This is a genomic window from Streptomyces sp. NPDC033174 (assembly GCF_055577795.1).
This window is the reverse complement of record NZ_JBVIPQ010000005.1, coordinates 184,384-196,999: the sequence shown is the minus strand read 5'-3', so window position 1 is coordinate 196,999 and position 12,616 is coordinate 184,384. Positions and strand designations below refer to the sequence as shown.

Sequence of the window (12,616 nt, the reverse complement as noted above, 5' to 3'; positions counted from 1 at the left end):
TCGTACGACGCCCTGCGGTGGCTCAGAAGTTGGGGTCCCACCGGCTGGCGCCGGCGGTCTGTTCGCCGCTGTCCGCCCCGGTGGGGCGCGGCGGGCCGCTCTCCGGACGGCGTCCGTCGGCGGCGGGCCGGGACCATCTGCCGGACCGTGCGCCGCCGTCCGCCCCGCCCTCGCGTCCGTCGCTCCCCTCGCCCCCGGTGCGGGCGCCGCGGCCGGGCCGCACGCCGCGGGCGCGTTCCCGCCAACCGTTGACGCCGCCACCGGGGCGCCTCTGACCCCCCGCGCCCTGGCGGCCGGTGGCGCGCCCGTCGCGGACCACGACCTCGAGGCCCTCCTCGAGGGCGACGGGCTCCCCGGGCCGTACCGAGTCTTCCCGTCCGCCGTTCGGACGCAGCAGCAGCTCGCCGGAGCCGGTGCGCCGCAGCCGGTGGCCGCCGGCTCCGGTGCGGGCGCGCCGCAGCGCGGGCGCCGCTCCCCGCATCTCGTCGACGGTGAAGTGGTACTCGCCTCCGGCGCTCTGCCCCGCGCGGATGGTGAGCGAGTCCAGGGCGATGCCTCCCCGGCTCAACTCCAGCCGTGCGCCGGTCAGGTCGCGCCGCCTGCGGCGGCCCCGGAGCCACAGGAAGGCGACGGCCGCGAGGACCAGCGCGAGCGCGGCGCCGCCGGCCACGGCACCCCACCACTGGTCCCACCAGGTGGGGGGCGCCTCCACCCGTACGTCGAGGAAGGTGGAGTCCAGCACCCGGGCGCCGTCGCCGGTGTCGACGGCGGTCACCTGTCCGCCCACCTCACCCAGCGGGATGCCGGAGCCCAGGGTGACGGTGAACGCGACCCGGGTCTTCTTGCCCGGGTCCGCGGCGACGGTCGCGGGGGCGATCCGCAGCTCGGCGCCCGGCGCCAGGTCGTCCAGGGCGAGGCGCAGGGTGTGCGGTCCGCTGTCGTTGTTGGTGACGTCCAGCGTCCCGGCGAGCGTCGCTCCCGGGTTCACGGTGGCCCGTTCGACGGTCAGCCCGGCGGTGACGAGGGGTGTACCGGGGGTCGTACGGGCGTGCAGCGGGCGGCGGTCGGAGGTGACTCCGGGGGCCGACATCAGGGTCGTGACCTCGAGTTCGCCGGTGGCGGTGGCCGGGACGGTGATCGTGCCGGTGAAGCGGACGTCCCCGGCCCTGTCGTCCGGCGCCTTTCCGTCGTCGGCCAGAGCCACGGTGACCGGGGCGAAGCCGCCGCCGGAGAGCCGCGATGAGACCTTGATGCCGGTGAGCTGGGACGGGTCGGTGATGACGACACCGCGCCGGGTCTGCATCCGGACCTCGACGACGGCCCGCTGGCCCGGCCTCGGCGAGGCCGGGTCGAGGGTGACGGCGGAGCGCAGCCGCCCCTGCCAAATGGCGCGGACGGCGACCTCGCGGTCGCGGTGGCCGTCGGGTGCCTCGATGTGGACCCGCCAGCGGCCCGGCAGCGGGTTCTTGACGCGGAGCGCCTCCACCGGGCCGTCCTGGCCGCTGACCTCGAAGGTCGATCCGTCGAAGTCTCCCTGGGCGGGCACCTTGCGACCGCGCGGGTCGTAGTAGGTGACCGTCACCTTGGGGTCGTGCTTGCCGACCGTGATCGAGCCGTCGGTGGCGATGGGCGGGATGGTGACGGAGAGGTCGGCGGGCGGCTTGCCGACCGTTCCGTGGGAGATCTGGGCGCACCGGGCGGCCGCGAAGGTCTCCTGGAGTGCCTTGTCGATCTGCGCCGAGTCGTCGACGACCCGCATCTTCGGGGTGGCGCCGGGAAGATCGGCGACGCAGCTGCCTTGGTAGCCGCCCGCCGCCATGGCGGTGAGCGCGGCACGGTCGACGTCGGGGCCGAAGCCGAGGGGCCAGATCTGTACGGATCCGGCGCGGGCGCGGCCGAGTTCCTCGGTGAGCCGCTTGGCGGCGTTGGCCTGCCGGCTGGCGGCGTCGGTGCCGTACTCGGGGCTGTCGTGCACGTCGAGTTTGCCGTCGGTGAGCAGGAACACGACCTTCGGGGCGGTTCCCGCTCCGCCCTCGGAAAGCCGGCCGACGGCCTGGCGCAGCGCGGCGGGGAAGTCGGTTCCGGGCCCCATGCGGGAGGCGTCGCGGCGGGAGAGCTGCTGGACGCAGTCGCTGAGGCGCTGTCGGCCGGCCGCGTCGGCGACGGTCAGCCCGCACACTTCGCGCACCGGTGACTGCCCCGGCTTCTCCGAGCTTCCGAAGCCGATCACGGCAGCGCGCGACCGCTCCGATATCTCGCCCTGGCTGAGCAGCGCGGCGGCCTCCACCTCACGGGCCAGATCCTTGGCGGAGAGGCTCGCCGACTGGTCGACGACCACGGCGAAGTCGATCGGGTCGGGGCCCTCGGCGGGGGCGCCCGGTGCCCGCGCCGCTCCGCTCGGGGCGGCCGCCGTGGCGCCGAGCGGGCCGGACAGCGCCAGCAGCCCACCGGCCAGCAGCAGCGCGCCGGACTTGATTCTCCAGTGCATCGTCTCTCACCACAGTTCGCTGAAGAGGGCCAGGAGCACGCCGAGCGCCAGGGAGCAGACGCCCATCCGTAACCACCTGTACTTGGCGGCGAGCACCGCCCCGTGGACGCTCGCCTGGTCGAGGAGCCAGCCGGTGGCGTCGTCGCCGGACGCCGTCAGCCGGTCCAGAAGCGCCGCGGAGGGCGCCCCGGCGACGAGGTCGCGCAGCAGGGTGCGGTCCGCGCCGATCCGGGTGCGGGGCAGTATCACGGCGACGAGCATCAGCACTCCGGCGCCCCAGAGCAGTCCGCCCGCGGACAGCAGGACGAGCGCGGGGCCCGAGGTGGGCAGCGGGGCGGGGTCCTTGGAGAACACCACGGCGAGGAAGGCGATCGCTCCGGAGAGCAGGATCGCCGCCTTGGTGTCGGCCCTGCCGATGTCCTCCCGGACCGCGGTCAGCAGACGTTCCGCCATGAAGCGGAGGTCGGCCGGTTCCGGCGGCGGGGCGCCGGCGGTCACTCGTCGTCCCAGTCGTCGAAGTCGGCGCTGTGGCGGCCCCGGTCGGAGGCGGCGAAGTCCCGGTCGTTCCGGCGCAGCTCCCGGTCGCGTTCCGAGGAGGACTGGACCCGCGTCGGCTCGTACACCTGCGCGTCCTCGGGCGCCCGCGGAGGCTCGGGGAGATCCGAGGGTTCGCGCGTCCGGGGGTGCTCGTCGCGCCGGGGGGCCGGCCGCGCGTCGGACGTCTCGTCGTCCCAGGGGCGGCTGACCTGCTCGGGGCGGCCCTCCTCCAGAGCGGGCCGCCGCGGCCCGGGCGCCAGGACGCGGCCGGCGACCCCGCCGAGTACGTCTCCGGTGCTCTCCCGCAGGAACTGCAGCACCTGGTACATCGGCTCGCCGATGTCGTGGCGCTCCAGCACCCCGGTGTCGAGGAGCCGGTTGAAGACGGCGAGGAAGTCGGCCTGCCCCTCCCGCTTCTCCTGCTGGAGCTCCCGGCGGATCTCCCACTGCTTGTCCGGGTTCATGGCCATGTGGTGGGCGATCTGTGCCACTTCACCGCTCTTGAGGAGGAGCTCGAAGTCCCGGGCCCGCTCGGCGACCAGCCGCCGGCTGTCCCTGTCCTTCTGCCGCTCCACGTCGGCGAGGCTGCGGTTGACCTGCATGGTCACCCCGGCGGTGTCGCGCTTGCCGATCTCCGCCTTGACGCTTTCATCGAGGTCGATGAATACATGGACGCGGGTACGCAGCCCCAGGTCGCGCCCGAGGGCGAGGCGGCCGGAGCTCAGCTCGTCGCGTACGGCCTCGTCGGCGCGCTGGGCCTCGGTCAGTCCGAAGCGCCGGGAGACCGCGCGCAGCCCGTCCAAGAGATCGTCGCGCAGCAACTGGGCCACGTCCCACACGGCTTGGGTGACGACCAGGTACGGGTCGGCCACCTCCCAGTGCACGCGGGCCTGGGCTTCGAAGAAGACTCCGTCGCCCGAGGCGGGCAGGGCGAGGTCGAAGGTGGTCACATTGCGCCCGAGCCGTACCTCGAAGACGGTGTACGGGCCGCCGAACAGCGGCTTGTTGTGGTCTTCCTGGCGCTCGGGCCACATGACCCGGTGGCCGCCGTTGCGGTAGAGCAGCACGGCGGCGATCTGACCGCTCTCGCGCTTGTACGGCGGCGCGCACTCGCGCACGAGCGGCCCCTTGGGGCCGTCGTCGAGCTGCTCGCGCACCTTGTCCCGGACCTTGTCACGGGCGTTGTCGCGCCCGTCGGCACGGGCGTCGTCGCGGGCGTTGTCGCGGTTCTGGTCACGGGTCCTGTCCCGGGGCCTTTCCCGGGCGTCCCGGGCCCTGTCCGCCTTGGGCTGTCCGCCGTTTCCCTCGGGGCTCATCGCTCGACTCCTTCCACCACGGCGTCCCACATCCGGCCCGCCGCCTCTCTGTTCAGCGGCCGGTCACGGTCGCGCACCAGGTCTTTCAGCAGGCCGCGCAGCCGGTCGCGGTCCCTGCGGTTCACGGCGATCAGCGGCAGGAAGCCGCAGACATGGCCCAGTGCCTCCTCGTCCCGCGCCGCCCGGCGCAGCAGGCTGCCCAGTCCGTCCAGCGCGGTCTCGCCCGAGCGGGCGGTGGACAGCGTGTGGCGCAGCAGGTCGGCCAGTTCGGGGGCCAGGTCCGGCCGGGTCGCCAGCAGTGCGAGGAGCAGCGGCCGGGAGGCATGGGGTTCGAGCTCGGGCACCTCGTTCAGGCCCCACAGATGGGTGGTGCGCATCGTCAGGGTGCCGATCATGGAGATGAGGACCAGATTGGAGAGGTTGATCCGGCCGTCCTTGAGCCACTCGGCCAGCCGCTGGGTCACGGTCTCCGGTTCGCCGGAGGCGAGCAGCCGCATCACGCTGAACGACGCCGCGCCCAGTACGCCGGTGTCCTCCCCGGCGTCCGTCCGCACCACCCGCCCCAGCGCGCTGAGGGAGCCGCGCACCGAATGGGCGGCCAGCGCGTATCCGTGGGCCAACAGGGCCGTTTCGAGCAGGGCATCGTCGTCGCCGGCGGCCCACTCCTTGAGCACCGCCGCGACCGCCGGCCGTACCTTCGGGTCGCGGGCGGCCTCGGCGAGGGCGGTGGCGGCGGACATCCTCGGCACGGGGCTGTCCATGGCCGCCATCGGGCGGACCAGCTCGCCGAATCCGTAGATCCAGTCCCAGGAGCAGAGGACCCCGGCCGCGATGGAGGCGCGGACCCACACCTCGGGCCGGGCGTCGTCGCACAGCGAGCGCAGCCAGCGGGAGAGCGGCCCGCGCACATTGTGGTAGCCGTGCCACACCTCGCGCAGGACGGCGGGCGCGAGGGCCTCGCCCTGGAATCGGATGGCGCGTACGGGAACCCGCGCGTCGCCGAGGTCGATCTCGCCGTCCTCCAGGACGGACCGGGCGAGGACCGGCCGGTTCTCGGCATGGGTGCCGAAGAGCCGCCGCCCGGTCGGCTGGTCGGGGTCGAGCGTGACCGCCAGTTCCCAGGCCAGCAGCTCGGCGGCCTCCGCGGTGATGCTGTAGGCGGAGCCGTTGAAGACGGCGACGGCTATGCGGAACGCGGCGCGGTTGAGGGTGGCCGCGGCCTCGGGCAGGGCGCCGGGCCGGTCCGCGCCGGCGAACCAGGCCCGGGCCTGGGCGCGGACGAAGGTGGCGCAGTCCTCCAGTAGTTGCTCGTCGGTCAGTTCGTCCTTCTGCCGGCGGGCGAGATGGTCGGCGAGCCGTGCCGCCTCGCGCGGCCGCAGCTCGTCGAGCCCGAGGGCCTCGGTCACCTCGGGACGGCCGGCGAGCGCCCGCGCGGCGGCCAGCGCGCCTTCGGGTTCGCCGCGCAGCAGGACCCGCAGATGACGGTGGAGTACGTCGGCGAACGGCGGCGGCGGGCAGTAGACCCCGTAGCGGCCGCGCAGCACCCGGTCGGCGAGGTCGCCGCTCTCCACGAGGACGATTCCGTAGGCGTCGGCCTCGCGCAGCAGATCGCCGAACCGGTCGAGGTGCAGCCCGGAGAGCCGCGCGGGGCGCCGGGGCGTCTCGCGCGGTTCGCCCCGGCGGCGTTCGGTCTCCGGCCTGTTGTTGTCCTCGGGCGGCAGCTCCAGCAGATGGCCGCAGCCGCGCTCCAGCGACTCCAGGGTGATCTCGTGCACCGCGTGGCTGGGGTCGAGGCGGTTGACCTTGTGGTCCGTGAGCTCGGAGAGCAGCGCGAGAGCGGTCGCCTTGCGGCCGCTGCCCGGCTCTCCGCACAGGACCAGCAGCCGGTTGGTGCGCAGGAGCTGTTTCATCCGCTGGTAACCGGAGGTCTCGCAGTAGACGTCGTCGAGGTGCTCCAGCGTCTCGCGGGGGACCGCTCCCTGGACGAGGGAGGCTCTGGTGTCCGTCCAGAACTGGCTGATGAAGTAGTTGCCCTCGTAGAACTGGCCGTCGCCGCCGATGTCGTAGGTGCGCTCGGCACGGCCGGGGGCGAAGGTGCGGCGCGCGGCGCGGGCCGTGCCGGCGCCGCCGGTCCCGCCGGAGCCGCCCAGTGGGCTGCGGCCGGCCTGGTCGAAGGGGTTGGACTCGTTCTGCGGCTCGGCGGCGCCGTCGCCGCCGGGGGCGGAAGCGGGTGACGACGGGGGCGAGGAGGAGGAAGGAGCCGGCGGGGTCTGGTCGCCCGCCGGGTCCTGGGCCGGGGCGTCGTCCTGGTCGCTCACGCGCGCTCACCCCTGCCGGGGGCGGGGCGGTCGTGGTCGGTGCGGGGGGTGTCCTTGCGGATGCCGGTGAAACCGCCGCGGATGTCGTTGCCCTTGAAGACCTGGATGTCGCCCTGGGCGTTGTACTCGTGCCGGGCCCCGCGGCGGTCGCCCCCGGCGGGTGGTTGAGGTGGCGGTGGGCCGTCCCCCCTCATCGGCCCACCGCCGGTCCGGGTGTCCCCGTCGCCGCCGCCCTCTTCCCCGAGGGGTGGCGCGGTCCTGCGCGGGATGTGGAACCAGGCCGTCTCGTCGGTCTCCTTGGACCGGACCCTGGCCGACCGGTAGTGGCCCGGTTCGACGTAGCGGCCGCCCTCGACGACCACGTGGGAGTAGAGCCAGTCGGAGACGACCACCAGCAGATCGGCGTCGGGCGCGGCCGTCATGACCCCCTTGGCCGCCTGGCTGTCGCACAGCCGGCACGCCAGGTCCACGGCACGTCCCACGAGGCCCCGGCCGTCGTTGAGGACGGGCCCGGCGTTCATGCCGACGCGTAACCTCAGCCGCTGTTCGCGCCCCAGGTTGTACTCGCGCAGGCTCTCGTAGAGGGTGTCGATCCACCGCCCGACCATCAGCGTCGGCGGCACGTCGGGGCGCAGGGCGACGAGGATGCCGTCGCCCCGGTCCTCCTGGTGGACCGTGCCGGGTTCGATGCCCACGGAGGCGTACGCCTCGCCGAACGCGTCGTACATGGCCGCGCGCATGACCTTCTTGGCGTCCATGCCCCATGTCCCCGAACCGCACGCGTCTGCGAAGACCACGAGCCTGTGGATGGCTCCCGCACTGCTCACTCGGACCCCCTGTGTGCCGTGATGCTGTGGTGACAGGACCAGCCTGGCCGCGTCCCGCGGCCGGCGATGTAGCCGTTTACACACCCGGCGGAGATTTCTCCGCCGCCCCTCCGGGCCGGCTCCGCCCCTGCGCGAGCAGGAGCAGCACGGGCATGTCGATGACGATCACCCTGCGGTTGGCGGTACGGACGACGTCCTGTTCCCGCAGCAGACGCAGCGCCTTGGCGACCGCTTCCCTGGTCGCCCCTATCGCCGCCGCGAGATCGTGCTGCGGCAGCGGGAGTTCGAGCACGGTGCCGGTGCCCGCGGGTCGGCCGGCCCGCTCGGCGAGCTCCACCAGGCGTGCGGCGAGCCGCTGCAGCACCGTTTCGGAGGCGAGGGAGCGGCGTTCGACGTCGGCGCTGCGCAGCCGGGTGCTGAGCTGGCGCATGATCAGTGAGGTGGCGTGGGGGCGCCCGGCGAGGAAGCGCCGGAAGCGGTCCCCCGAGATCGACACCGCCTCCACGCGGCCGAGCGCGGCGACGGTGGCGCTGCGTGGCCGCTGGTCGACCGCGGCGAGGTCGCCGACCACTTCGCCCGAGCCGCGCAGCGCCAGGATGAGCCGGGCGCCCCGATCGGTCTCCATGGAGACGACGGACCAGCCGGATGTCAGGGCCAGGACGTAGGCGCTGGTGTCCCGTTCCCTGATCATCACCTCGCCGGGCTCGTAGCTCCGGCGCGCGCCTTCGGCGAGCAGCGCGGTGCGGTCCTGGGTGGTGAGGGCGTCGAGGAACGACCGGTCCTGGCCGAACAGACTCATCGTGCACCCCCGCACCGTTCTCTTGGCGTCGCGCGGACCGTTGCGTTCCGCGGCGTGCCTCAAGCGCTTGTTCCCACCACAAGTTGCTTGCTCAGACGCGTTGTTGATGTTGCGTCACGGGGTGGGGTCACGAACGCTAGAGGGTGCGAAGATCGGCGTCAACGAGCGCAAAAGGGGGGCACGAGAAGCGCGAAAATGCGCCTCTCGCGCCCCCCGTGACCCTGTACCCCCTTGTGATCCGGGCCCGATCCGGGAACCGGACCGGGATCGGGGACGCGGACCGGGGATGCCGACCGGCACGCGGACCGGGAGTGCGGGCCCTCGGTCGCGGGCCGCTCTCAGAGCCGGGGGTCGACCGGTTCCGATTCCAGGGCCAGGACCGCGAAGACCGCCTCGTGGACGCGCCACAGGGGCTCTCCGGCGGCCAGCCGGTCCAGGGCCTCCAGACCCAGGGCGTACTCGCGCAGGGCCAGGGACCGCTTGTGGTTCAGGAACCGTCCGCGCAGGCGCTCCAGGTTCTCCGGGCGGGTGTACTCGGGGCCGTAGATGATCCGCAGGTACTCGCGGCCACGGACCTTCACGCCCGGCTGCACCAGTCGGCCCTTGCCGTCCCTGACCAGCGGCTGGAGCGGCTTGACCACCATGCCCTCGCCGCCCGCGCCGGTCATCTCCAGCCACCAGTCGGTGCCGGCCCGGACGGAGGCCTCGTCGCCGGTGTCGACGACGAGCCGGCGGGTGACCTGGAGCAGACCGGTCGGGTCGTGCTCGACCAGCCGGTCCAGCCACGCCAGCTGCCGGTCGTGCGGCACACCCGTCAGCGCGTTCGCCTCGGCGGCGAGGATCTGGAAGGGCGCGAACCGCACCCCGTCCAACCCCTCGGTCGCCCAGCAGTAGCGCCGGTAGGCGTCGGTGAACGCGGCCGCGTCCTCGGCCCTCTCCCGCTGCTTGGCCAGCAGGTCCTGGACCCCGACACCCCGTGCCACGGCCTTCTCCAGCGCCTCGACGGCGCTGGGGAAGACCGCCCCGGAGGCGGCCCCGACCGCCGCGTACTGCGTGCGCAGCAGGCCGGACGCCTTCAGCGACCAGGGCATCAACTCGCCGTCGAGGAGCAGCCAGTCGGTCCCCAGCTCGTCCCAGAGCCCGGCCGCGGTGACGGCCGTGCGCAGCCGCCCGAGGACCTCCTCGGTGACGGCCGGATCGTCGAAGAAGGGACGGCCGGTACGGGTGTGGAGCGCGCCGGTCGGTCCGGACACCCCGAAGCGCACGCGCGCCACGTCCGCGTCCCGGCACACCAGGGCCACGGCCCGGGAACCCATGTGCTTCTCCTCGCACACGACCTGCCCGACGCCGTCGGCGCGGTACTGCGCGAACGCCTCGGCCGGGTGCTCCAGATAGCCCTCCTGGCGGGAGGTCGCGGCGGGCGCCATCGTGGGCGGCAGATAGGCGAGCAGCCGCGGGTCGACCGCGAACCGGCTCATCACCTCCAGCGCCGCCGCCGCGTTCTCCTCACGGACACCGACATTGCCCAGCTGACCGGTCTCGACGACCCGGCGGCCGTGCACGTCGGCGAGGTCCAGCGGCCGGCCCTGGTGCCCGCCGGGCGCCTCGGTGGCCAGCGGCCGGGCCGGCTCGTACCAGACCTTCTCGGCCGGTACGTCGACCAGTTCACGCTCCGGCCAGCGCAGCGCGGTCATCTTCCCGCCGAAGACCGCCCCGGTGTCCAGACAGATGGTGTTGTTGATCCAGGACGTGTTCGGCACCGGCGTGTGTCCGTACACGACGGTCGCCCTGCCCCGGTACTCCTCCGCCCACGGGTAGCGCACGGGCAGGCCGAACTCGTCGGTCTCGCCGGTGGTGTCCCCGTACAGCGCGTGCGCGCGGACCCGGCCGGACGTGCGGCCGTGGTACTTCTCGGGCAGGCCGGCGTGGCAGACGACCAGCCTGCCCTCGTCGAGGACGTAGTGGCTGACCAGGCCGTCGATGAACTCCTTCACCCGCGCGCGGAACTCGTCGCTCTCGCGACCGAGCTGTTCGATGGTCTCGGCGAGCCCGTGCGTCTCCTGGACCTTCTTGCCGCCGAGCCAGCGGCCCAGCTTGTTCTCGTGGTTCCCCGGTACGCACAGGGCGTTGCCGGAGGTCACCATGTCCATCACCCGGCGCAGCACGCCGGGGCTGTCCGGGCCGCGGTCGACGAGGTCGCCGACGAACACCGCCGTGCGCCCCTCGGGGTGCGCGCCGTCGGTATAGCCGAGCTTGGCGAGCAGGGTTTCCAGCTCGGATCGGCAGCCGTGGACGTCACCGATGATGTCGAACGGTCCGGTCAGATGACGCAGGTCGTTGAACCGCTTCTCCAGGACCACTTCGGCGGACTCGACCTCCTCGACGCTGCGCAGGATGTGCACCTTGCGGAATCCCTCGCGCTCCAGGCCGCTCAGCGAGCGGCGCAGCTCGCGGCGGTGCCGCTGGATGACGTGGCGGGGCATCCCGGCCCGGTCGGGGCGCTCCGCGTTGCGCGCGGCGCACACCTCCTCGGGCAGGTCGAGGACGATCGCGATGGGCAGGACGTCGTGCTCCCGCGCCAGCCGCACCAGCCCGCGCCGGCTCTCCTGCTGAACGCTGGTCGCATCGATCACGGTCAGCCTCCCGGCCTCCAGCCGCTTGCCCGCGATGTAGTGCAGAACGTCGAAGGCGTCGCCGCTGGCGCTCTGGTCGTTCTCGTCGTCGGCGACGAGACCGCGGCAGAAGTCCGAGGAGAGGACCTCGGTGGGCTTGAAGTGCTTGCGCGCGAACGTCGACTTGCCCGAGCCTGTCGCGCCGATGAGCACGACGAGGGACAGGTCGGTGACGGCGAGCTCGCGGGTCGTGGTGGTCATGCGGCCTTCTCCTCCTTCGCGGTCATACGGAACACGGCCATCTGCGTGGGCGGCCCCACCTCGGGATCGTCGGGACCCACGGGCAGGAACTCCACGCCGTACCCGTGCCGTTCGGCCACGGCCGCCGCCCAGGTCCGGAACTCCTCGCGGGTCCACTCGAAGCGGTGGTCGCCGTGCCGGACGTGTCCGGCCGGGAGCGTCTCCCAGCGCACGTTGTACTCGACGTTCGGCGTCGTCACGATCACGGTCCGGGGGCGCGCGGAACCGAACACCGCGTACTCCAGCGCGGGCAGCCGCTCGAGGTCCAGGTGCTCGACGACCTCACTGAGCACCGCCGCGTCATAACCCTTGAGCCGCTTGTCGGTGTAGGTGAGCGAGCCCAGCATCAGGGTGACGCGGCCGGCCTGCCGCTCCCCCAGCCGCTCGAGCCGCAGCCGCCGGCCGGCGACGGTCAGCGCCCGTACGGAGACGTCGACACCGACGATGTCGGTGAAACGGACGTCCTTCAGCAGTGCCTGCACCAACTGGCCCTGCCCGCAGCCCAGGTCCAGGACCCGGCCCGCGCCGGTGTCACGCAGCACGCCGAGGATCGCCTCCCGGCGCATCTCGGCCAGCGGCACCGGCTTCTCCTCGGTGTCGACGCTCTCGTCGACGGCGTTGTCGATGTCCTCGACGTCCAGACCGTCGGCCTCGGCGAGCCGGACCAGCTCAAGGCGTTCCATGGCCTGCCGCGTCAGCCCCCAGCGCCGGGACAGATAGCGGCTGGTGATCAGCTTCTGCTCGGGGTGCTCGGCGAGCCAGCCCTCACCGGCCCGCAGCAGCTTGTCGACCTCGTCGGTCGTCACCCAGTAGTGCTTGGCGTCGTCCAGGACCGGAAGAAGTACGTAGAGCTGACGCAGGGCGTCGGCCAGCCGCAGTTCACCTTCGAGCACGAGCCGTACGTACCGCGAGTCGCCCCACTCCGGGAACCGCTCGTCCAGGGCCACCGGCTCCGCCCCGACCTCGGACCAGCCCAGCGGCCCGAACAGCTTCCGCACGAGCTCGGCGCCCCCTCGAGCGGGCAGCGCGGGCACCTCGATCCGCAGCGGCAGCGGCGCGGCCACCCGCTCCGGCCGTGCGGCGCACACGCCTCGCAGGGCGCTCTTGAACACAGTGCTCATGGCCACCGCGAACAGCGAAGACGCGGCGTACGGGCGGTCGTTCACATACTGTGCGAGCGCCGCGTCGGGCGCACCGCCCCGGCCCTTGCCCTTGGCGCGCCGCACCAGCGCCACCGGGTCCACCTCCAGCAGCAGAGCGGCCGTGCACCGCTCGGCGGTCGCCTCCGGGTAGAGGACGTGCGCCGTTCCGTGCGAGGTGGAGAACGTCTGCGCCTTGTCGGGATGCTTGTGCAGCAGGAATCCGAGGTCGGTCGCGGGACGCTCCTGGGTGCCGGTGGTACTGATCGTCATGAACACA

General features: G+C 73.2%; 8 protein-coding genes. All 8 read right to left on the bottom strand.

Going from position 1 to position 12,616, the window contains the following annotated elements; genetic code table 11:
• Window positions 1-22: 22 nt before the first annotated feature.
• Complete coding sequence (locus ACZ5VC_RS17780; protein WP_469120958.1) at window positions 23-2,488, bottom strand: VWA domain-containing protein; 2,466 nt, start codon at window positions 2,486-2,488, stop codon at window positions 23-25.
• Window positions 2,489-2,494: 6 nt separating this feature from the next.
• Complete coding sequence (locus ACZ5VC_RS17775; RefSeq protein ID WP_469120957.1) at window positions 2,495-2,986, bottom strand: Pycsar system effector family protein; 492 nt, start codon at window positions 2,984-2,986, stop codon at window positions 2,495-2,497.
• Window positions 2,983-4,341, bottom strand: a complete 1,359-nt coding sequence (locus tag ACZ5VC_RS17770) for a hypothetical protein (RefSeq protein ID WP_469120956.1) — start codon at window positions 4,339-4,341, stop codon at window positions 2,983-2,985. Before ACZ5VC_RS17770 ends, ACZ5VC_RS17775 begins: the two co-directional genes overlap by 4 nt.
• A complete protein-coding gene (locus ACZ5VC_RS17765) occupies window positions 4,338-6,659 on the bottom strand; it encodes a hypothetical protein (protein ID WP_469120955.1) in 2,322 nt (773 codons plus the stop codon). Before ACZ5VC_RS17765 ends, ACZ5VC_RS17770 begins: the two co-directional genes overlap by 4 nt.
• Window positions 6,656-7,486, bottom strand: a complete 831-nt coding sequence (locus ACZ5VC_RS17760) for a nucleotidyl cyclase domain-containing protein (RefSeq protein ID WP_469120954.1) — start codon at window positions 7,484-7,486, stop codon at window positions 6,656-6,658. Before ACZ5VC_RS17760 ends, ACZ5VC_RS17765 begins: the two co-directional genes overlap by 4 nt.
• 76 nt (window positions 7,487-7,562) lie before the next feature.
• A complete protein-coding gene (locus ACZ5VC_RS17755) occupies window positions 7,563-8,285 on the bottom strand; it encodes a Crp/Fnr family transcriptional regulator (RefSeq protein ID WP_469120953.1) in 723 nt (240 codons plus the stop codon).
• A gap of 338 nt (window positions 8,286-8,623) precedes the next feature.
• Window positions 8,624-11,158, bottom strand: a complete 2,535-nt coding sequence (locus ACZ5VC_RS17750; protein WP_469120952.1) for a polynucleotide kinase-phosphatase — start codon at window positions 11,156-11,158, stop codon at window positions 8,624-8,626.
• Entirely contained in the window at window positions 11,155-12,615 is a 1,461-nt protein-coding gene (locus ACZ5VC_RS17745; protein WP_469120951.1) for a 3' terminal RNA ribose 2'-O-methyltransferase Hen1, read from the bottom strand. Before ACZ5VC_RS17745 ends, ACZ5VC_RS17750 begins: the two co-directional genes overlap by 4 nt.
• Between the last annotated feature and the right edge of the window lies 1 nt (window position 12,616).